The organism is Marinobacterium sp. xm-g-59, assembly GCF_013283315.1.
Taxonomy (GTDB): Bacteria; Pseudomonadota; Gammaproteobacteria; order Pseudomonadales; family Balneatricaceae; genus Marinobacterium_E.
This window is the reverse complement of record NZ_WBYR01000013.1, coordinates 33,582-53,309: the sequence shown is the minus strand read 5'-3', so window position 1 is coordinate 53,309 and position 19,728 is coordinate 33,582. Positions and strand designations below refer to the sequence as shown.

General features: G+C 49.5%; 22 protein-coding genes. 10 read left to right on the top strand and 12 right to left on the bottom strand.

The window, feature by feature from the left end; translation table 11 throughout:
• Positions 1-13 precede the first annotated feature (13 nt).
• Both msbA and waaA read left to right on the top strand, forming a co-directional pair.
• Positions 14-1,774: a lipid A export permease/ATP-binding protein MsbA gene (msbA, locus tag XMG59_RS11370; protein ID WP_173498743.1), complete on the top strand. Its 1,761-nt coding sequence runs from the start codon at positions 14-16 to the stop codon at positions 1,772-1,774.
• The gene (gene waaA, locus XMG59_RS11365; RefSeq protein ID WP_173498742.1) at positions 1,698-3,008 is read left to right on the top strand and encodes a lipid IV(A) 3-deoxy-D-manno-octulosonic acid transferase; all 1,311 of its coding nucleotides are present in this window, start codon (positions 1,698-1,700) and stop codon (positions 3,006-3,008) included. The genes msbA and waaA overlap by 77 nt, the downstream gene beginning before the upstream one ends.
• On the opposite strand, the gene XMG59_RS11360 is transcribed toward waaA, so the two are convergent.
• Together XMG59_RS11360 and cyaY are read right to left on the bottom strand one after the other, a co-directional pair.
• A complete protein-coding gene (locus tag XMG59_RS11360; RefSeq protein WP_173480055.1) occupies positions 3,005-4,009 on the bottom strand; it encodes an NAD-dependent epimerase in 1,005 nt (334 codons plus the stop codon). The genes waaA and XMG59_RS11360 overlap by 4 nt on opposite strands.
• A gap of 3 nt (positions 4,010-4,012) precedes the next feature.
• Positions 4,013-4,339, bottom strand: coding sequence for an iron donor protein CyaY (cyaY, locus tag XMG59_RS11355; RefSeq protein ID WP_173480056.1), 327 nt, complete (start codon positions 4,337-4,339; stop codon positions 4,013-4,015).
• 170 nt (positions 4,340-4,509) lie between these two features.
• Here cyaY and XMG59_RS11350 point away from each other — a divergent pair, with 170 nt between their 5' ends.
• From XMG59_RS11350 to XMG59_RS11325, 6 genes are read left to right on the top strand one after another with little or no spacing between them, the layout of a single operon-like run.
• A complete protein-coding gene (locus XMG59_RS11350) occupies positions 4,510-4,617 on the top strand; it encodes a lipoprotein (protein ID WP_217363736.1) in 108 nt (35 codons plus the stop codon).
• Between the two features lie 10 nt (positions 4,618-4,627).
• Complete coding sequence (gene lysA, locus XMG59_RS11345; protein WP_173498741.1) at positions 4,628-5,884, top strand: diaminopimelate decarboxylase; 1,257 nt, start codon at positions 4,628-4,630, stop codon at positions 5,882-5,884.
• Entirely contained in the window at positions 5,884-6,717 is an 834-nt protein-coding gene (gene dapF / locus XMG59_RS11340; RefSeq protein ID WP_173498740.1) for a diaminopimelate epimerase, read from the top strand. Before lysA ends, dapF begins: the two co-directional genes overlap by 1 nt.
• The gene (locus XMG59_RS11335; protein WP_173482796.1) at positions 6,714-7,385 is read left to right on the top strand and encodes a DUF484 family protein; all 672 of its coding nucleotides are present in this window, start codon (positions 6,714-6,716) and stop codon (positions 7,383-7,385) included. The genes dapF and XMG59_RS11335 overlap by 4 nt, the downstream gene beginning before the upstream one ends.
• 1 nt (position 7,386) lies before the next feature.
• The gene (gene xerC, locus XMG59_RS11330; protein WP_173480061.1) at positions 7,387-8,295 is read left to right on the top strand and encodes a tyrosine recombinase XerC; all 909 of its coding nucleotides are present in this window, start codon (positions 7,387-7,389) and stop codon (positions 8,293-8,295) included.
• Positions 8,282-8,998 carry an HAD family hydrolase gene (locus tag XMG59_RS11325; protein ID WP_173498739.1) on the top strand — a complete coding sequence of 239 codons (717 nt, stop codon included), beginning with the start codon at positions 8,282-8,284 and terminating at the stop codon, positions 8,996-8,998. The genes xerC and XMG59_RS11325 overlap by 14 nt, the downstream gene beginning before the upstream one ends.
• On the opposite strand, the gene hemW is transcribed toward XMG59_RS11325, so the two are convergent.
• The 8 genes from hemW to XMG59_RS11285 form a co-directional block, all read right to left on the bottom strand.
• Positions 8,988-10,133, bottom strand: a complete 1,146-nt coding sequence (hemW, locus tag XMG59_RS11320) for a radical SAM family heme chaperone HemW (RefSeq protein WP_173484402.1) — start codon at positions 10,131-10,133, stop codon at positions 8,988-8,990. The two genes, XMG59_RS11325 and hemW, sit on opposite strands and share 11 nt — an antisense overlap.
• Complete coding sequence (locus XMG59_RS11315) at positions 10,134-10,736, bottom strand: XTP/dITP diphosphatase (protein ID WP_173488981.1); 603 nt, start codon at positions 10,734-10,736, stop codon at positions 10,134-10,136. It abuts the gene before it with no gap.
• Positions 10,737-10,738: 2 nt separating this feature from the next.
• Entirely contained in the window at positions 10,739-11,176 is a 438-nt protein-coding gene (locus XMG59_RS11310) for a DUF4426 domain-containing protein (protein ID WP_173488982.1), read from the bottom strand.
• 6 nt (positions 11,177-11,182) lie between these two features.
• Positions 11,183-11,773 carry a methionine biosynthesis protein MetW gene (gene metW, locus XMG59_RS11305; protein ID WP_173480066.1) on the bottom strand — a complete coding sequence of 197 codons (591 nt, stop codon included), beginning with the start codon at positions 11,771-11,773 and terminating at the stop codon, positions 11,183-11,185.
• Positions 11,763-12,929 carry a homoserine O-acetyltransferase gene (locus tag XMG59_RS11300; RefSeq protein ID WP_173480067.1) on the bottom strand — a complete coding sequence of 389 codons (1,167 nt, stop codon included), beginning with the start codon at positions 12,927-12,929 and terminating at the stop codon, positions 11,763-11,765. Before XMG59_RS11300 ends, metW begins: the two co-directional genes overlap by 11 nt.
• A gap of 65 nt (positions 12,930-12,994) precedes the next feature.
• Positions 12,995-13,540 carry a YggT family protein gene (locus XMG59_RS11295; RefSeq protein WP_173480068.1) on the bottom strand — a complete coding sequence of 182 codons (546 nt, stop codon included), beginning with the start codon at positions 13,538-13,540 and terminating at the stop codon, positions 12,995-12,997.
• 60 nt (positions 13,541-13,600) lie between these two features.
• Positions 13,601-14,425 carry a pyrroline-5-carboxylate reductase gene (gene proC / locus XMG59_RS11290; RefSeq protein WP_173480069.1) on the bottom strand — a complete coding sequence of 275 codons (825 nt, stop codon included), beginning with the start codon at positions 14,423-14,425 and terminating at the stop codon, positions 13,601-13,603.
• Positions 14,426-14,441: 16 nt separating this feature from the next.
• Positions 14,442-15,134, bottom strand: coding sequence for a YggS family pyridoxal phosphate-dependent enzyme (locus tag XMG59_RS11285; RefSeq protein ID WP_173488984.1), 693 nt, complete (start codon positions 15,132-15,134; stop codon positions 14,442-14,444).
• 55 nt (positions 15,135-15,189) lie between these two features.
• Here XMG59_RS11285 and XMG59_RS11280 point away from each other — a divergent pair, with 55 nt between their 5' ends.
• Together XMG59_RS11280 and XMG59_RS11275 are read left to right on the top strand one after the other, a co-directional pair.
• On the top strand, positions 15,190-16,224 hold the full coding sequence (locus tag XMG59_RS11280; protein ID WP_173480727.1) for a type IV pilus twitching motility protein PilT: 1,035 nt from the start codon (positions 15,190-15,192) through the stop codon (positions 16,222-16,224).
• Positions 16,225-16,236: 12 nt separating this feature from the next.
• The gene (locus tag XMG59_RS11275) at positions 16,237-17,370 is read left to right on the top strand and encodes a PilT/PilU family type 4a pilus ATPase (RefSeq protein ID WP_173480071.1); all 1,134 of its coding nucleotides are present in this window, start codon (positions 16,237-16,239) and stop codon (positions 17,368-17,370) included.
• Between the two features lie 61 nt (positions 17,371-17,431).
• Here XMG59_RS11275 and XMG59_RS11270 read toward each other — a convergent pair whose 3' ends face one another.
• The gene (locus XMG59_RS11270) at positions 17,432-18,709 is read right to left on the bottom strand and encodes a dihydroorotase (RefSeq protein ID WP_173480072.1); all 1,278 of its coding nucleotides are present in this window, start codon (positions 18,707-18,709) and stop codon (positions 17,432-17,434) included.
• Between the two features lie 3 nt (positions 18,710-18,712).
• Positions 18,713-19,717, bottom strand: a complete 1,005-nt coding sequence (locus tag XMG59_RS11265) for an aspartate carbamoyltransferase catalytic subunit (RefSeq protein WP_173480073.1) — start codon at positions 19,715-19,717, stop codon at positions 18,713-18,715.
• Positions 19,718-19,728 lie beyond the last annotated feature (11 nt).

The following is a 19,728-nucleotide window of genomic DNA, read 5'->3' as shown; positions in this document are numbered from 1 at the left end:
ACGGTTCTAATTTTTGAAAAATAAAACACACCAGAATAGTAGCTGGTCACTCTATAAACGCCTTCTGTCGTATGTTGGCGGCTATTGGTATGGCTTTCTAATTAGCTTTCTTGGATTTGCTATCTTTGGTGCATCCCAGGCTGCTTCTGCAAAGTGGTTGGAAATGGTGGTTGATGCGGTTGAGCAAGGTGATTTAAATCAGCGCTTTTTCTTAGGCCTTTTTATTGTTGGTGTATTTGCTCTACGAGGTTTAGGCACTTTCATCGGCACATACTCTCTTGCCTATATAGCTCGTCAAGTTATTCATGGTATTCGAGTTGATCTATTTGAGAAGCTTCAACAATTACCCGCCTCTTTTTTTAAGAGCAGCTCTTCGGGTCAGCTTCTTGCCAAGCTCACATATAATGTAGAGCAGGTAACAGAAGCTGTTACCGAAGCGGTTAAAATTGGGCTTAGAGAGGGGATGACGGTTCTTGGTTTATTTGGGTATATGCTCTATCTAAACTGGAAACTGACTCTGGTTTTTTTCGCGACAGCTCCCTTAATAGGTTTGGTTGTTCTGTTTGCGGCAAAACGAATGCGCCGCCAAGCGAGGGGTATTCAAGAGTCTGTTGGAGATGTTGCGGACTCGGCATCAGAAGCTATTCGTGGCTATGAAGTTGTTCGTATCTTTGGTGGCACTGAATTTGAAAATAAGCGCTTTAGGTCTGCTAGTGATCAGAACCGTAAGCAGTTCATGAAGTTAACAGTGACTCAAGAACTAAACAGTCCCATTGTGCAGGTTTTGGTGGCCATAGCCTTAGCCGTACTCTTATTTGTAGCGATGCATCCCACTGTTCTAGCCGGTATGAGTACCGGTGGCTTCGTAGCCTTTCTTACCGCTGCAGGCCTAATTACTAAGCCTCTTCGATTGCTCACCGATGTGAATACTAAGATTCAACGCGGTATTGCTGCTTCTGAAGGTGTCTTTAAGGTGATGGATGAACCGGTTGAGGTCGATACTGGGTCGATTGAGCTAGGTCGAGCGGTTGGTGATCTTAAATTCTCAGACTTAAGCTTTGCTTATCCCGGGACTCAGGATGATGCGCTGAAGCAGATTAATTTGGATATTCCTGCAGGAACGACCGTTGCGTTGGTAGGTAAGTCAGGCTCGGGTAAATCGACGCTGGTCAGCCTTTTACCTCGCTTTAATGATGGTTGGCGTGGTGAGTTGTTATTGGATGGCCAAGCGATTGAGTCCTGTACGCTAGAGTCGCTACGTGAGCAAATTGCGTTAGTTAACCAGCAAGTTGTGCTTTTTAACGGCACGATCGCTGACAATATTGCATATGGTGCGCTTGCATCATCGAATCCAGAACAGATTAAAGTGGCAGCAGAGGCTGCGCATGTCATGGAGTTTGTTGAGCGACTGCCCAAAGGTCTTGAAACTGAGATTGGCGAGGGTGGCGTGCTTCTCTCAGGTGGTCAGCGTCAGCGTATTGCGATCGCTCGCGCTATTTTGAAAAATGCACCTATCCTGATTCTTGATGAGGCAACCTCGGCACTGGATACAGAGTCGGAACGACACATCCAGGAAGCACTCGATGAGGTCGTAAAGGGGAGGACAACGCTTATCATTGCCCATCGCCTCTCCACCATTGAGAAAGCTGATCTGATCGTTGTAATGGATCAGGGGCAAATAGTGGAGCGCGGTACTCATGCAGAGCTATTGGCTTTGGATGGGGCGTATGCTCAACTTCATCGCATGCAATTTAGTGAGCAGCGAAATGGCTAGGCTGCTCTATTCCGCGCTTTATACTCTTCTGCTGCCTCTGTTCGTTTTTCGCCTGTTAGTTCGTAGCTTAAAAGCCCCCGCTTATCGACAGCGTTTGATTGAACGTTTTGGTATTCAGCAGAAAACACTAGGCAGACCGATCTGGATTCATGCCGTATCAGTTGGTGAAACCATTGCGATTAGCCCGCTTGTTGAGAGGCTCTTGGATCAGGGTGAGTCGGTCCTTTTCACAACGACCACACCAACGGGAGCGGCACAGGTAAAACAGCGTTTTGGAGGGCAAGTCGAGCACCGTTACCTGCCATGGGATCTACCGATCTTCTTTACACTGTTTTTCGGAGCTCACTCTCCAAAATTACTGCTCATTGTTGAGACTGAGATTTGGCCGAATCTTTTGACTGCCACATCCAAACGAAATATTCCTATCTTACTGGCAAATGCTCGTCTATCTGAGAAGTCATTCAAGGGATATAAGCGTTTTTCAGGGTTAACTCAGCAAGCGCTGAGTTCGATAAGACTTTTGCTAGCCCAACATGAAGCGGATGCTGAAAGGTTTAAGAGCTTGGGTATGTCGGAGGATCGAATGCTCGTTTCAGGCAGTATCAAATTCGATATCGACCTTCCTGAAGAGCAGACTCAAATAGGCAGAACTTGGAAAGCTGCTTTTGCCCGCAAAGTGCTAGTGGCTGCCAGTACCCATCAGGGTGAGGATAAGATTTTGTTGGATGCTTGGCGTGTCATTCCACAAGATCAGCGTCCGGTACTCATTCTCGTACCCCGCCATCCAGAGCGTTTTGACTCTGTTTATCAGTTGGCTAAAGACTATTCCGATCATGTAAGTAAGCGATCACTATCTACGGCCGATAGCAATATAGATATATGGATAGGCGACTCGTTGGGTGAAATGTTCTCTTACTACGCTGCTGCGGATCTAACCTTCGTCGGTGGAAGCTTCTCTGGTACAGGAGGGCACAACCCGCTAGAGCCGGCCGCTCTTGGTTTGCCAATTGTCATGGGGCCAAGTGATTATAACTTCCACTCGATTATCTCGACGCTGAAAAGTGAAGGTGCATTGGTACAGGTTCAAGGTGAATCAGAACTGGCTGAGCAGATTGAGCGCTTGCTAAGCCAAGATAACCAGGCAATGTCTCAAGCCGGCATGCAGGTGGTAGAAAAAAATAGAGGCGCTCTGGAGCGCCTCTATGAGCAAGTTCAAAGTCTAATTACGAATTAGCCATAGTAGGACTTAAACCAGGCTATAAACTGCTCCACACCCTTTTCAATCGGTGTATTGGGCTGGTATCCAGTGTCGCGCATCAGAGCGGCTACATCTGCATAGGTATGCTCAACATCGCCAGGTTGTAGAGGCAGTAACTCTTTCTCTGTTGTTTTTCCTAACGCCTTCTCAATGCACTCAATGTAGTAGAGCAGCTCTACAGGCTGGCTATTGCCGATGTTGTAGATGCGCCAAGGCGCTTTTGATGTTGCTGGATCAGGATCTAAGCCAGACCATTCTGGATTGGATTGAGCTACATTATCCAGTGTGCGCACTACGCCTTGTACGATGTCATCAATGTAGGTGAAGTCGCGGCGGTGCTTGCCGTAGTTAAACACCTTCAGTGGTTTGTCTTCTGTTATCGCTTTTGCGAAAAGAATTGGCGACATATCTGGACGGCCCCAAGGTCCGTAGACAGTAAAGAAGCGCAGGCCAGTAGTTGGCAAGTTGTAGAGTTGACTGTAACTATGAGCCATCGCTTCGTTAGCCTTTTTGGAGGCAGCATACAGCGAAACTGGGTGGTCGACATTATTATTTTCGCTGAACGGAATAGTCTCGTTTGCACCGTATACTGAGCTTGATGATGCGTAAACCAAGTGCTCGACTTGATTGTGGCGACAACCTTCAAGAATATTCAGAAATCCAACAAGGTTGGAATCTGCATAAGCATGCGGGTTCTCAATGGAGTAACGAACACCCGCTTGCGCCGCTAAATGAACAACACGATCAAACTTCTCTTCTGCAAATAAATTAGACAGTTCATTTCGATCGGCAATGTCGAGCTTGATAAAGCGGAAGTTCGATAGGGGTTCCAGTTGAGAGAGACGCGCCTCTTTCAAACTCACTTCGTAATAGTCATTAAGGTTATCGATACCAACAACCTCATCACCACGGTTGCATAGCCACTGGCTGACATGAAAACCAATAAAGCCGGCTGCACCTGTAACAAGAATTTTCATTAATTAGATCTCAGATAGGTCGAGTTGTTCGTCGGTTTGATCGGCGAATGCAGCCATTAGATGAGTTCGTAGCAGCGAGCCATCCGAGTCTAAAACCCAAGCTTGTTGAGCTTCATCGTAATCAAAATGCAGACCTTGTGTGCGGGTTGCTAGCCAAAGCTGCTTCACTGGAGGCTGGCGCGTTAGGATAATTTGGCTTCGGTCAGGGCACTTAATCGTCATCATCGCGCCGTTATTGTCATAGTCCAAATCGGATTCCGCATCGTCTAATAACTCTTCGAGTGCGTTGAGGGTCTCTTCAACACGCTCTAAATAGATCGCATCACTCATTGTCTAACCTCCTGTAAACATTGATTTCATTATACTGATTTCCGCAGCTTTGTCCGTGCTAAATAGGCCTTTCGTGGTCGCCTACAGGCCTATTATCAGGGTATACTCAGGCTTTAATTTTATTGACCAAAACCCGACACCAAAAGGGTTGGTCTTAATTGGAGTGGATTATGCGAATGTTCTTTGCACTGGTGTTCTGTTGTGCGCTCGTTGGATGCGGTCAGAAGGGCCCATTGTCGATGCCGGGTGCTGAAGCTTCGCAGCAATCAAACTCTTAAGAGAGAAAAAATGGAAAGTTTTGAATACCGCGACGGTCAACTGTTCGCGGAAGATGTCTCTGTTGCAGAGATCGCTAATGCGGTTGGCACGCCCGCTTATGTTTACTCGCGTGATGCCCTTGAGCGAGGCTATTTGGCTTATGCTGACGCGTTAGCAGGGCGCGATGCATTAGTCTGCTTTGCGGTTAAATCTAACTCTAACCTGGCTGTGTTAAATGTATTGGCTAAGTTGGGAGCAGGCTTTGATATTGTCTCTCAGGGTGAATTAGAGCGCGTACTTTTGGCGGGTGCGGATCCTTCCAAAGTGGTCTTTTCTGGTGTTGGCAAGCAAGCTGCAGAGATCGCTCGTGCGCTAGAGGTTGGCATCCACTGTTTCAATATCGAGTCTGAATCGGAGCTGCAACGTGTTAATGCGGTCGCTGCTGAGTTAGGCAAGGTGGCCGATGTCTCATTCCGTGTGAATCCAGATGTCGATGCCGGCACTCACCCTTACATCTCAACGGGTCTTAAAGATAACAAGTTTGGCATTGCCATTGATTCTGCGCTTGAGGTTTATCAGCGAGCGGCTCAGCTTTCAAACGTTAAAGTGGTTGGCGTTGATTGCCACATCGGTTCGCAGTTGACTGAAATCGATCCCTTCCTCGATGCGCTCGATCGCCTATTAGCATTGATCGATCGATTGGCGGAAGCGGGTATCCTGATCGAACACCTCGACCTTGGCGGTGGCTTAGGGGTTTGTTACACCGACGAGACACCACCAGAGCCCAAAGATTACATCGATGCCATCATTGATCGTTTGGGTGATCGTCAGCTTAAGTTAGTGTTTGAGCCGGGCCGTTCGATCTCTGCGAACGCGGGAATTCTACTCACCAAGGTTGAGTTCCTTAAGCGTAATGAAGAGAAGAACTTTGCCATTATCGATGCGGCAATGAACGATCTGATTCGCCCGTCGCTATACAGCGCTTACCAAGAGATTATTCCAGCTCAGCTAGAGTCATCCGCGGAAGAGGCCGTTTGGGATCTTGTCGGCCCGATTTGTGAAACCGGCGACTTCCTTGGCAAAGATCGTAAGTTGGCACTGACTCCAGGTGATCTATTAGCAGTCTGCTCGGCAGGCGCATACGGCTTTGTCATGGCTTCTAACTACAACACCCGTGGCCGTGCCGCTGAGGTGATGGTGGATGATGCGCGCTTCCAAGTGGTTCGTGAGCGTGAGCAGTTTGCTGATCTTGTGCGCGGTGAATCATTGCTGTCAGAGGAAGGCTGATGCTACTGCGATTCACTAAGATGCATGGCTTGGGCAATGACTTTATGGTCATTGACGCCATCTCACAACGCGTCCGTGTCAACGCGGACCTTGTGCGTCAACTTTCGGATCGTAATTTTGGTGTCGGTTTTGATCAGATGTTGTTGGTCGAACCGCCATCCGATCCGGATATGGATTTTCGTTACCGTATCTTTAATGCTGATGGCAGTGAAGTCGAGCACTGTGGCAACGGCGCTCGCTGCTTTGCGCGATTTGTTCGCGATAAAGGGTTGGTGTTGCGAGATACCATTAAGGTGCAAACAGCACGTGGTCGTGCGGTGTTGAACATTGTGGGTCGCGATCTGGTTGAAGTTGATATGGGTGCTCCAGAGTTGGATCCGGTCGAAGTGCCTACCACCTTCACAGAGAAGAGCACGACTTACTCTACCCAACTGGCTTCAGGTCAAACTGTTGAGTTTGGTGCTGTCTCCATGGGTAATCCTCATGCTGTCTTGGTCGTTGATTCCATTGACAGCGCGCCGGTTGAGAGCTGGGGGCCAGAGCTGGAATCTCATGCTGTCTTCCCTAGTCGTGCCAATATCGGATTTATGGAAGTCATCTCCAAAAATGAGGTGAATCTTCGTGTCTATGAGCGCGGTGCAGGTGAAACTCAAGCGTGTGGTACTGGGGCTTGTGCTGCCGTCGTGTCAGGTCGTTTGCGTGGCCTTCTCGATAGCAAAGTTACCGTTCACTTACCTGGTGGTGATCTTGAGATTGAGTGGTTAGGTGAAGGGCACTCCGTCAATATGACTGGTCCCGTATGTTCGGTTTACGAAGGGCAGATCTACTTATGAGCCAACCGCTAGATGAAAACCAAGTCGCAGAGTGGCTTGCACAGAATCCCAGTTTTTTTGAGAACCATACCTGGTTACTTGAAAAGCTGACGGTACCTCATCAGAGAGGTTCGGCGGTCTCCTTGGTTGAACGTCAAACCAGCATGCTGCGAGAAAAAGCCAATACACTCGAAATCCACCTGTCGGATATGATCGAAGCAGCGCGTCATAACGACGGGCAATTCGGTAAGACCAAGCGGATGGTTCTGTCACTGCTAGAGGCAGACAGCTTTGATGAAGTCAGTATTGCACTTGAAGAGAGCTTGTGTGGCGACTTCAGTGGCGATGAGGTGGAGCTAATCCTCTTCTCGGATACGGAGCTCGACGTTAACTCACTAAGAGTGTTGCCGCGCAGTCAAACGTCAATTGTTCAGCCGTTGATCGACTCATCAAGCCCGGTCTGCGGACAGTTGTCGGATCAGATGACCCGATTCTTATTCCGAAACCCTCAAAAGCCCGTTGGATCTTGCGCTGTGGTACCTCTAGTGAAGGGCGAATCTTTAGGTCTTCTGGTTATTGGCTCATACGACGCCAACTACTTCCAGTCTACGCAAGGAACGCTATTTTTGGCGTATATCGGCGAAGTTCTAAGCAGAATCCTTGCGCGTTTGATGAATATTCGAGGCTAGCATGGGTTGCTCGGATAGCGATTTAGAATTTCGCTTTACCGAGCACCTCCGTGTCGAGCGTCAGCTATCCGATAAAACAGTCTTCAACTATCAGCGCGATCTTCAGCGCTTTCGAGAGACGCTACAACTGATTGAATTCACAGGCTGGCTTGAGCTCTCTGAGCGCCCTCTGCGTTACGCGGTGGCCGAGCTGCACTCAGAGGGTCTGTCGGGCCGATCGTTGCAACGAATGCTGTCTGCACTTCGTAGCTTTTATCGATATCTGAATCAGCAATCGATCTGCGAACATAATCCCGCTCTGGCCATTAAAGCGCCGAAAGCCCCTCGCCGTCTTCCACAAACACTGAGTTCTGAGACCTTGAATGAGGTGTTAGACACGCCACAAGATGATCCCTTAAAGATTCGTGATCTAGCCATGATGGAGCTGCTCTATTCCAGTGGGCTGCGCGTATCAGAATTGGTTGGTATTAATCTAAGCGATATCGATTTAGGTTCAGGCTCCGTCATCGTTGAGGGTAAGGGTCGCAAAATGCGCCAAGTTCCAGTGGGCGGTGCGGCTCTGCAGGCCATTAAGCTTTGGCTAAAGGAGCGCTTGGCATTAGCCGACTACAATGAAGAAGCTCTGTTTGTCGGGAAGCTGGGCAAGCGTCTCTCATCCCGCAGCGTCGAGAAACGTTTGAAAGAGCTTGGTGAACAGTCGGGTGTCGCAGGCAATTTATACCCACACCGGCTGCGTCATAGTTTCGCGACTGAAATGCTCGCCGGCTCTGGTGACCTTCGTGCCGTGCAAGAGCTATTAGGTCACGCCGATATCAGTACGACTCAGATATATACGCACCTAGACTTCAAGCAACTTAAATCGATCTATCAAAACTCACACCCAAGGGCTAAACGACGTGAAAAAAATTAAGTGTGTCACCTTTGATCTCGACGATACCTTATGGGCCGTCCACCCGGTTGTGATTAAAGCGAACGATCTATTGTGGGAGTGGCTAGAACGCGAGGTTCCAGCTTACACAGAGCGATATTCACTCAGTGATCTTGCCGAAGGGTCAGCACTGCGTCGCTCTCTACTTGAGCGTTATCCAGAAATTGCACACAGCATGACAGAAACGCGTATACGTCTGCTTGAGGAGGGGATGGTCTCGGTGGGGCTTACCCAAAAAGAGGCGCAATCTAAAGCGGCCGCGGCTTTTGATCTCTTTTTGCATCATCGCCATGCGGTCGCGCCCTACGACCAGGTAATCGAAATGTTGCAGCAACTAAAAGATCAAGGGTTGCTGATTGGTGCACTGAGTAACGGTAATGCTGAGGTGGCTAAAACACCCTTAGCTCAGTGGTTCGACTTTCAATTTAATGCCGACGGGGTGGGTACTGCGAAGCCCCATCCTTTGATGTTTGAAAAGGCTTTGGAATTTGCCTCGGTCAACGCGGATGAGGTGGTCCATGTGGGTGATCACCCGATTAATGATATTCGGGCGGCAAAAGAGATGGGAATGCATACCATCTGGGTCAACCCCGAAGGTCTGGAGTGGGCCATTGAGGTGGAGGCTGACTGGCACGCTGAGACGATCAGTGAGATACCTAAGATCGTCGCCAACCTCAATCGATAAACATCTCCAACAGATCATTCAGAAACAGCTGCCCCTCTTGGGTTGGAGCAATCCGGGCAGGGTCTTCAATTAACATGCCACGTTGACGAGCTTTTGATAGCAGAGGTTCTATACGTTCAATCGAACATCCAGTGCTCTGCTCAAACAGCTCTGTGGCAACGCCCGATTTCAGGCGCAAGGCATTGAGCATAAACTCAAAGGGCAGAGCCTCGGATTCTATGATCTCTCTACCTGCAACTGGGTCGATGGCATTTATGTAAGCCTTGGGTTGGCGCTGTTTATGAATACGTTCAATCAGCAGCTGACCTTGCTCCCAGCGGGAAATCTTAGCGTGTGCGCCGGCTCCAATACCTAAGTAGTCGCCGAACTGCCAGTAGTTGAGGTTGTGTTTTGATTCACCGCCTGGTCGTGCGAAGGCCGAAATCTCATACTGCTCATAGCCATGACGTTTTAGCAGTTCACTGCCCTGCTCCTGAATAGTCCATAAGGACTCCTCGATCGGTAGAGAGGGCGGTTTGGCTGCAAACTCTGTGTTAGGTTCAATCGTCAGTTGATACCAAGAGATTTGATCGGGTTCGAATGCGATAGCCTGCTCAAGATCATTCAACGCAGCGTCCGGGGTTTGACCGGGTAGTCCGTGCATCAGATCGATATTAGTCCGTTGAAACAGTTTTGTTGCTGATTGAATGGCTTTAATGGCTTCGCCGCCTGTATGAATTCGGCCAAGAGCTCTCAGTCGATCATCATCAAAGCTCTGCACGCCAATCGACAACCGATTGATGCCCGCATCTGCAAACCCTTCAAACTTCTCTTGTTCAAAAGTCCCAGGGTTTGCTTCCATAGTAATTTCAGCGTCTGGTTCTAGGCTGTAGTTTGATTTAACAGCCTCAAGTAATCTGGCGTAGCTTTCCGGTTTTAGAAGGCTAGGTGTCCCGCCACCGATGAAGATCGAATGTATGGGTCGACCAGACGTTAGGTGTTGCTCGTTTTTAAGTTCTGAAATGAGTCGGTCCAAATAGAGCGATTCAGGTATCTCATCTCTCACTTGGTGCGAATTGAAGTCACAATATGGACACTTTCGAATGCACCAAGGCACGTGCACATAGAGTGACAGCGGTGGTAGCTTGGCATCCATTTAGGCGAGGAAAGCAGCCAGCTGTTCTGTCAGCTGTGCAACGGCTTTGCCGCGATGGCTGACGGCTTTTTTCTGCTCTGGGGTGAGTTGTGCTGCTGCGCAGTCATACTCAGGTGACCAGAATATAGGATCGTAACCAAAGCCATTCTCCCCTTCAGGTGCACCAAGAATCTTACCTTCCCAGCTGCCCACAGCGATCAGTGGAGTAGGATCATTCTGGTGGCGCATACAGACCAGAACACAGCGAAATCGTGCAGAGCGCTGCTCCGCTTCTAGCTCACCAAGCTCTTGAAGAAGCTTATCTATATTCTGTTGGTCCGAGGCGCTTGGGCCTGCAAAACGAGCAGAGTAGATGCCAGGGGCTCCAGAGAGAGCATCCACCACAAGGCCTGAGTCATCAGCAATGGCAGGTAGGCCGGTTGCAGCGCATGCGTTGCGGGCTTTGATGATCGCGTTCTCGACAAAGCTTAAACCGGTCTCTTCAGCATCTTCAACACCCAAGTCTCCCTGGGAGACGATCTCTAGATCCAGAGGAGCCAATATCTGTGAGAACTCCTTGAGTTTTCCCTGGTTACCGCTGGCTAAAACAATGCGCTGGCTCATGCTTACTCCGTGTAGAAGGTTTGGTTGAAGCTAACCTTGATCGGAGCTTGGTTAGGGTCCGGTGTGACCTCGAGTTCGATCGTCATGCGCTCCTCTTCGCTGAAGCGGAACCCGCCAATGTAGTAGATTGCATCGCCCTCAATGATCGGTTTGAACTCGATGGTCTGTATCTGTTGAAGCAAATTACTCGCTTCGCCTTTTATATTGGCACGTACAGCGGTTTTGTCACCGTTCTGCTCAAGTTTAAAAACTGCCACATTGACCAGGGCTCTCACTTTACTGCGCAGGATGCTATTTGCAGCGGCGACTTCAGGGGTAACGAAGCTAGAGTTGAAGGCGTTATAGTGCACTTCATAACCACGCTCAATCTGTTTCTGTTCCGCATGAACGGACAGAGTAAATAGCGAAGTGAGTAATAGAACCATTAAAGAACGCATCATTAACCTCTATCGTGTGATTCGGTAGATCGCAATTTCACCCATCATATTGGGCCAGAGCTTATGCCACCAACGCTGGCGGTGCTCATTATCGACTACGGTGCGTTCAATGATTCGGATGTTTCTCTCGATGCAGAGCGCTTCAAAATCTTTAAAGGTACAGAAGTGAATGTTTGGCGTGTCATACCAGCTGTAAGAGAGAAACTTGGAGACCGGCATCTTGCCGCGAAATGCTAAGTAGAAACGCGCACGCCAGTGGGCAAAGTTAGGGAAGGTGACGATCCCTTCATTACCGATACGCAGCATCTCCTCTACGATCAAGTCAGGACGATGCATGACCTGCAGCGCTTGCGTCATGACCACGCTATCAAAACTTGAGTCGTCTATGCTGGCAAGACCCTCGTCCAAGTTTTTTTCGATGACGTTCACACCCCGAGCAATACAGTGAGTGATGTTGTCATGATCGATCTCTAAACCTAAGCCATCAACCTGCTTTTGCTGGGAGAGAAAATCGAGCAGTTCACCGTCGCCACAACCCATATCCAGGACGCGCGCCTCGGGTTGAATCCAGTCTGCAATGATCTCTAAATCAGCTCTCATGGGTGACTCCTAGATTGAGTTCATTGGCTACACGGTTCATGTAGGCTCTAAAAACAGCCATGTAACGAGGGCTATCGATTAAGAAGGCGTCGTGTCCGTGATCAGAGTCGATTTCTGCGTAGCTGACATCTTTATCGGCTGCGACCAGTGCATCGGTAATCTCACGCGAGCGCTCGGGAGAGAAGCGCCAGTCTGTTGTAAACGAGACGACGAGAAATTTACAGCTAGCCTGGCTTAATGCCTTTGAAAGATCATCGCCATACTCTGATGCGGGATCAAAGTAATCCAGCGCTTTTGTCATTAACAGGTAGGTATTTGCATCGAACGCCGTCGAAAACTTCTCACCTTGGTATCGAAGGTAACTTTCGACTTGGAATTGAGTATTTAAGTCGAAACTCAGCTCACCCGTGCGCATCTCACGACCAAACTTCTCGGCCATGCCATCATCAGATAGATAGGTGATGTGGCCAATCATACGAGCCAGTGAGAGCCCTGTTTTGGGAAGGGTTTCGTGATCGTAATAGCGTCCCTCGTGGAACTGAGGGTCTTTCGAAATAGCCTGTCTAGCCACCTCATTGAACGCGATATTCTGTGCCGTTAACTTTGGTGAAGAGGCGATGATTAATGCGTGGCCCAGTCTTTCAGGGTAGTCGATTGACCACTGCATCGCCTGCATACCGCCCAAGCTGCCACCCACAATCGCTGCCCAACGTTGGATACCGAAGTGGTCTGCAAGTCGAACCTGACTGTTGACCCAGTCTCGAACGGTTACAAAAGGAAAGTCTGGTCCGTAAGGTTTTCCTGTGTTTGGATCGATGGAAGTCGGCCCTGTTGAGCCGTGACAGCCACCAAGGTTATTCAACGACACAACAAAAAAGCGATTCGTGTCGATCGGCTTACCTGGACCAATAGCACTGTCCCACCAGCCAGGGTATTTATCACTCTCTGAATGATATCCCGCCGCATGGTGGTGACCCGATAGTGCATGGCAGATCAAAACCGCATTTGAGCAATCTGCATTGAGTTGCCCGTAGGTCTCAACCATTAGATCGTATTCAGGCAGCACTCGGCCGGAAGCCAAAGAGAGAGGCTCGGCAAAGTGAATCAATTCTGGTGTAACGATACCGACGGAATCCGTTGGCAAGCTAGCCGGCATTAGGCTATCTCCTGTGCAATGCTGTACGTGAAACAGTATTTAATTCTAGCAAACCACGGGTTCAGTTACATGACCAGACGAGTGATTTGAGATTGTAGAATTTGAATCACTAAAAAGATCAAAATCGGTGATAGATCCAGACCGCCGATAGGTGGAATGACTTTGCGCGCCAAAGAGAACACGGGCTCTGTGATCTGCATAATGAGCTGTGGACCCGGGTGGTAGCTGTTTGGGGCTACCCAGGAGAGGATCACTGACCCAATAACAGCCCAGAAATAGATGGTGAGAATGCCGTCAAGCACCCCGAATAGGCCAAACAGTGCCGCACCCAGCATGTTGGGGATGTTGCCCTGTGTAAAGAAGATAATCGCGACAACAACAGCCACTTTAACTGCGAAGGCCAATACCAACGGGGAGATGTCTAAACGCCCAATTCTTGGAACCAGTTTCTGCAGTGGAGCCAAAGGAACTTGGGTAAAGCGAACCACCGATTGAGAGATCGGATTGTAATAGTCAGCGCCACTCGCCTGCAGTAAAAAACGCAGAAGCAGAATAAATGCAAAAACTTCACCAATCGTTCGAATGATTAATGTCAGTGTATCGCCAGCCATGTTCAATCCTATAGTTCGCTTAATGATGACAAGTGTTTAAGAGTAGCTGTTTTGCAGCCATTAGTCTTTACCGAGTTGCTCACTCATCTCTGCTGCACGGTTCTTGCAGGCGGTCATTGCTCGTAACACAACCTCGCCCAGTTGATCCTGTTCGAAGCTGTTAATCGCTTGCTCAGTGGTACCGCCTGGGGAGGTGACATTTTTTCGCAACTGGGCCGGTTCAATCCCAGTTTGAGCGGCCATCTCTGCAGCCCCTTTGGCGGTTTGAATGGTTAGTTGACGCGCCGCTTCAGGACTCATGCCGAGCGCTTGTGCCGCTTCAATCATCTTCTCCATCATTAGGAAGAAGTAAGCAGGGCCTGACCCCGAAACGGCAGTTACCTGATCGATGCCCTCTTCAGTATCACACCAGGTAGCAATGCCGACCGCTTCTGCAATTGAAGAGGCTTGAGCTTTCTGCTCATCACTCACTCTAGGGTTGGCAAACAGGCCGCTGGCGCCTAATTTGAGTAGAGATGGCGTGTTCGGCATTGAACGAATCACGGCCAGTTCACCGCCGGCCCAACGCTCCAAAGAGTCGCAGCTAATGCCTGCTGCCACAGAGATTAACAGCGGTTTACGCTGTTGCAGTGTGGGTGCTAACTCAGTCAGTGTATCGCGCATCATCTGCGGCTTAACGGAGATTACAACAATTTCCGAAGCGTTAATCGCGAGATGGTTATCGGTCGTTGTGTGAACGCCACGCTCAGCAAAGCTTGCTAACTTATCGAGCTGGCGACGTGTGGCCCATAGCTTGTCGACGGGGTATCCCGTTGCAATTAAGCCCTCAAGGATTGCACCGGCCATGTTGCCTGTACCAATAAATGCGATAGATGGCTGTGCCACACTTTTCTCCTAAAAATTATTTGTTGTAGTTGCGTGGGCCGAATAGAGCCGTACCAATACGAACGATGGTTGCGCCCTCTTCAATGGCGGCATCCAGATCACCCGACATGCCCATTGATAGGGTATCCAGACTGGGTATCGTTTGTTTGATCTCTTCAAACAGAGTTCTCACCTGACAAAAACGCTCTTTTTGTAGTTCAACATCCTCAGTCGCTTCTGGTATAGCCATTAAACCACGCAAGTTTATTTTGGGGAGTTCGGCAATCTGTTTGGCGAGCTCGAGCGCTTCATCTGGAAAGCAGCCAGATTTGCTCTCTTCACAGCTAATATTAACCTGCAAGCAGATGTTTAAGTCCTCGGCATAGTAAGGCCGTTGTGCTGACAGACGTTGTGCGATTTTCAGTCTATCGACACTATGGACCCAGGCAAATTGCTCTGCGATTGGCTTCGTTTTGTTGGATTGAATGGGGCCAATAAAGTGCCATTCGAGATTAAGGGGCTCAAGAGCGGATATTTTATCCAGCGCCTCTTGCAGATAATTTTCACCGAAAGCACGTTGCCCTAAGCGAGCCAGTTCGACGACCTCATCCACACTGCGGGTCTTACTGACGGCTAGTAGGCATACCTCTTTTTCAGAACGGTTTGACTCAGCGCAGGCTTTTTCTATCTCGGATCTCACCTTTTTCAGGCTCTCTGCTATGCTAGTCATATGTGTCACTACTCATGAGGTTGATGCGGTCGTTTCCGCTAGGGTGAACTCAATTATGGATATTACCGAACTTTTAGCCTTTGCTGTACAGCAAGGAGCATCCGATCTGCACATTACGGCGGGTATGCCGCCGTTGATCCGTGTCGACGGTGATGTGCGTCGCATCAAACTGCCATCGATGGATCATAAACAGGTCCATGGGTTGCTGTATGACATTATGAATGACAAGCAGCGTAAAGAGTACGAAGAGAAGTTAGAAGTCGATTTCTCCTTTGAAGTACCTCAGCTGGCGCGTTTTCGTGTTAATGGTTTTGTTCAAAACCGCGGAGCGGCAGCGGTATTTCGTACCATCCCCAGTAAAGTGCTTACTATGGACGATCTTGGTATGGGTAAGGTCTTCCAGCAGCTCTCCGACCAGCCAAAAGGGCTGGTTCTAGTGACAGGACCAACCGGTTCCGGTAAGTCGACCACGCTGGCAGCGATGATCGATTACATCAATGACTCTCGATCTGAGCATATATTGACGATTGAGGATCCCATCGAATTTGTACACGAGAGTAAAAAGTGTCTGATTAACCAGCGTGAGGTGCATCGAGATACCCTTGGATTTGATGCGGCACTGCGTTCGGCGCTGCGTGAAGACCCCGATGTCATCCTAGTGGGTGAGATGCGTGACCTAGAGACCATTCGTCTTGCGTTGACTGCAGCAGAGACTGGACACTTAGTTTTCGGCACTCTTCATACCACCTCGGCAGCGAAAACCATTGACCGTATCATCGATGTCTTTCCAGCCGCAGAGAAAGATATGGTCCGTTCAATGCTCTCTGAATCGCTGCAGGGCGTTATCTCTCAAGCCCTTTTGAAGAAGACAGGCGGCGGTCGAGTCGCAGCTCACGAGATCATGATCGGGACATCTGCCATACGTAACCTGATTCGGGAAGATAAAGTGGCTCAGATGTATTCAGCCATTCAGACGGGTTCCCAGGTGGGTATGAAGACCTTGGATCAGGCCCTTTTAGAGCTGGTTCAAAAAGGCTTTATCACGCCAGAGCAAGCGGCTGCTCGCGCTAAAGACCCTTCGATATTTTAAGTGAGGTAACCCGTGGATTTTACACAGCTATTAAAAGTAATGACTGAACGCGGTGGTTCAGATCTGTTCATCACTGCGGGTGCACCCCCTTCTATCAAGGTGGACGGCACGATCAAGCCACTGACACGTGAGTCGCTCAACTCATCACAATCACGTGCACTGGTTTACAGTACGATGAGTGACAAGCAGCTGGCCGAATTTGAAGCAACCAATGAGTGTAACTTTGCACTGAGTGTGAACGGTATCGGTCGTTTTCGTGTTAGCGCCTATGTGCAACGAAACACGCCGGGAATGGTGCTGCGTTCTATAGCTAACCACATACCGACTATGGAGGAGCTCAAACTTCCTGAGGTGCTTAAAGATCTCTCGATGACTAAGCGTGGTTTGATCCTATTTGTCGGTGGTACCTCTACCGGTAAATCGACCTCTCTGGCATCAATGATTGATTACCGTAATGAGCATGCTGCGGGGCATATCATTACGGTTGAAGACCCCATTGAGTACATTCACCATCATAAAAAGTCGATCGTGACTCAACGTGAAGTGGGGCTTGATACTGAGTCGTTTGAAGTAGCACTGAAAAACACCTTACGTCAGGCACCAGATGTCATCTTGATGGGTGAAATCCGCTCGGCTGAAACCATGGCGTACGCTCTGGCATTCGCTGAGACCGGCCACCTCTGTTTGGCAACGCTTCATGCTAACAATGCGAACCAAGCCCTTGACCGTATCATCTCGTTCTTTGGCCCTGAGCATCATAATCAGATCTGGATGGATCTATCACTTAACTTGAAAGCGATTGTCGCGCAGCAACTGCTGCCCACTGCGGATGGTAAGGGGCGAAGAGCGGCCATTGAAGTGCTAATCAACACGCCGCTGATTCAGGATCTGATTCGCAAAGGTGAGGTGCACGAGATTAAAGATGTCATCAAGAAATCGAGCAATCTTGGCATGCAGACCTTCGATCAGGCACTGTTTGCGCTCTACAAAGAGGGTGTCATCACTTACGAAGTGGCACTGTCCTTTGCTGACTCGTCAAATGATCTGCGTTTGATGATCAAACTTAGTGATGAGGGGGGTAAGCAAGAAGGTGAGGATCTACCGTCATTTACTCTTCAAGATTCAGACGATACTCTGAATCACTGATTGGTCCATAAATAGGCAAAAAAAGACCCAGCATCGGCTGGGTCTTTTCGTTTTCAGACTATTAACTTAAGCGATGTACTGGCTGACCATTGAGTAGAGTCAGTGTCACACGGCCTTTCAGTTCAGTGTTGATGAACGGGGTATTCTTACCACGAGATTTGAGCGTTTCACTGTTGACCGTCCAGGTCGCTTCTGGATCAAAGACACACACATCTGCATCAGCCCCGACTTCGAGAGAGCCGGCTTCGATGCCTAGCACTTTCGCAGGACCCGCTGTCAATTTTTCAATCAGCTGAGGCAGGGCGATCAACTGCTGCTCTACCAACATTAGGCTCAGCGGTAATAGTGTTTCAAGTCCACTAATGCCTGGTTCAGTCGCCGCGAAAGGTGCTTCTTTTGAAATAGCATCCTGAGGCTGATGATCGGAACAGATGGCATCCAGTGTGTCGGTGACTAAGCCTTGACGCAGTCCCGCACGATCCAGCTGCGAACGCAGCGGTGGGATGACATGGAATAGGCTGTTAAAACCATTAACCTCCTCATCTGTCAGAAGCAGGTTGTGAATCGCCACATCAGCGGTCACATTGAGACCTCGTTCACGGGCACTCTGAATTAATAGAACTGACTGAGCACAGGAAAGCTGGCCGAAGTGAGCCCTTACACCGGTCTCTTCAATCAGAATCAAGCAGCGTGATACCTCTATGGTTTCAGCAGCGGAAGGAATGCCGTTCAAGCCAAGACGAGTGGCGGTGGTGCCTTCGTGCATACAACCCTCGGCAGCCAGTGCTCGATCTTCCGCTTGAAACACTACCAACAGGTCATGTGTGGCCGCGTATTCAAGCGCTCTTAGCATTACACGCGAGCTATCGATCGGGTGACGACCGTTAGTGAAACCGATACAGCCTGAGCTCGCCAGTGCATGCAGTGGCGCAAGCTGCTCGCCTTGCATTGACTGTGTCAGCGCTCCTAGCGGTAGCACTCGTGCCATACCGGCATCGGTTGCACGATCTTGTACCAGTTCAGCAACCGCTGTGCTGTCTACGACCGGTTTGGTGTTAGGTGAGGCTACCAGTGTGGTAATGCCGCCAGCAGCGGCAGCGGCAGTCTCGGATGCGATAGTCCCTTTTTGCGTTAAACCTGGTTCACGCAGATGGGTACATAGATCGATGAGACCGGGGCAGACGATCTGTCCTTCAGCATCAAACTCTTCGTCAGCAGAGAAGCCCTCTGGCGCCTCTCCTATGGCGGCGATGCGTCCTTTGACAATGTAGAGGTCATCAATTCGATCTATATTTTGTGCAGGGTCGATAATGCGCCCGCCGGCAATTTTAATCTGCACTGTTTACTCTCCTGCCTCTAATTTTTTTGCTCTCTCCGCAACCTGGCCACTCATCGCCATCGACATAACGGCCATCCTAACGGCAATGCCGTTGGTGACCTGATTCAGTATCACCGATTTAGGTCCGTCAGCTACGGAGGACGCGATTTCAACGCCTCGGTTAATCGGCCCTGGGTGCATAACGATCGCCTCAGGGTGTGCAAAGGCGAGCTTCTCCTCTGATAGGCCATAGAGTTTGAAGAACTCAGACTCGCTCGGTAACAGAGCGGAGGTCATACGCTCTTTTTGCAGACGAAGCATGATGACGACATCGGCATCACGAAGACCCTGTGCCATGTCGGTAAAAACTTTGACCCCAAGCATCTCGACATTACGCGGTAGCAGTGTACGAGGTGCGATCAGACGAATCTCGGGTACACCGAGAATCCTTAAGGCATGAATCTGTGAGCGAGCTACACGCGAATGAAGTATATCGCCGACGATCGCGACTTTTAGATGCTTAAAGCCACCTTTATGGCGACGAATAGTCATCATATCCAGCATCGCTTGGGTCGGGTGTGCGTGACGACCGTCACCGGCATTGATGATGGCGACGTTGGGTGTGACCTGGCTGGCAATGAAGTGAGCCGCACCGCTATCCGAGTGGCGAACGACAAACATATCCGAATGCATCGCTTCCAAGGTCATCAAGGTGTCTTTTAGCGTCTCCCCTTTTTTTGTGGAGCTGGTGCTGATGTTTAAATTCAGAACGTCAGCCGATAGGCGCTTAGCGGCTAGCTCAAAGGTCGACAATGTACGTGTACTGTTCTCAAAAAAGAGGTTGGCCACGGTTTTACCCCGAAGAAGCGGCACCTTTTTAACCTGCTGCTCACTCATATCCACAAAAGAGTCAGCCGTATCTAGCAGCTCTAATAGCAGTGACTCTGGCAGCCCCTCGATATCTAAAAAGTGCTTTAGCTGGCCATCTTCGGTTAGCTGCGCTTGAGTTGGGTCAGGAAAGTTAAACATGTTCGCTTCCT

Bases quoted from the DNA above. Each gene is read 5' to 3' on its own strand.
- XMG59_RS11265 (WP_173480073.1), bottom strand. From the start codon at position 19,717: ATGTTTAACTTTCCTGACCCAACTCAAGCGCAGCTAACCGAAGATGGC.
- XMG59_RS11280 (WP_173480727.1), top strand. From the start codon at position 15,190: ATGGATATTACCGAACTTTTAGCCTTTGCTGTACAGCAAGGAGCATCC.
- dapF (WP_173498740.1), top strand. From the start codon at position 5,884: ATGCTACTGCGATTCACTAAGATGCATGGCTTGGGCAATGACTTTATG.
- XMG59_RS11295 (WP_173480068.1), bottom strand. From the start codon at position 13,540: ATGGCTGGCGATACACTGACATTAATCATTCGAACGATTGGTGAAGTT.
- lysA (WP_173498741.1), top strand. From the start codon at position 4,628: ATGGAAAGTTTTGAATACCGCGACGGTCAACTGTTCGCGGAAGATGTC.
- XMG59_RS11310 (WP_173488982.1), bottom strand. From the start codon at position 11,176: ATGATGCGTTCTTTAATGGTTCTATTACTCACTTCGCTATTTACTCTG.
- XMG59_RS11360 (WP_173480055.1), bottom strand. From the start codon at position 4,009: ATGAAAATTCTTGTTACAGGTGCAGCCGGCTTTATTGGTTTTCATGTC.
- XMG59_RS11335 (WP_173482796.1), top strand. From the start codon at position 6,714: ATGAGCCAACCGCTAGATGAAAACCAAGTCGCAGAGTGGCTTGCACAG.
- waaA (WP_173498742.1), top strand. From the start codon at position 1,698: ATGCAGAGCTATTGGCTTTGGATGGGGCGTATGCTCAACTTCATCGCA.
- metW (WP_173480066.1), bottom strand. From the start codon at position 11,773: ATGAGAGCTGATTTAGAGATCATTGCAGACTGGATTCAACCCGAGGCG.
- XMG59_RS11300 (WP_173480067.1), bottom strand. From the start codon at position 12,929: ATGCCGGCTAGCTTGCCAACGGATTCCGTCGGTATCGTTACACCAGAA.
- hemW (WP_173484402.1), bottom strand. From the start codon at position 10,133: ATGGATGCCAAGCTACCACCGCTGTCACTCTATGTGCACGTGCCTTGG.
- XMG59_RS11285 (WP_173488984.1), bottom strand. From the start codon at position 15,134: ATGACTAGCATAGCAGAGAGCCTGAAAAAGGTGAGATCCGAGATAGAA.
- xerC (WP_173480061.1), top strand. From the start codon at position 7,387: ATGGGTTGCTCGGATAGCGATTTAGAATTTCGCTTTACCGAGCACCTC.
- XMG59_RS11315 (WP_173488981.1), bottom strand. From the start codon at position 10,736: ATGAGCCAGCGCATTGTTTTAGCCAGCGGTAACCAGGGAAAACTCAAG.
- XMG59_RS11350 (WP_217363736.1), top strand. From the start codon at position 4,510: ATGCGAATGTTCTTTGCACTGGTGTTCTGTTGTGCGCTCGTTGGATGC.
- cyaY (WP_173480056.1), bottom strand. From the start codon at position 4,339: ATGAGTGATGCGATCTATTTAGAGCGTGTTGAAGAGACCCTCAACGCA.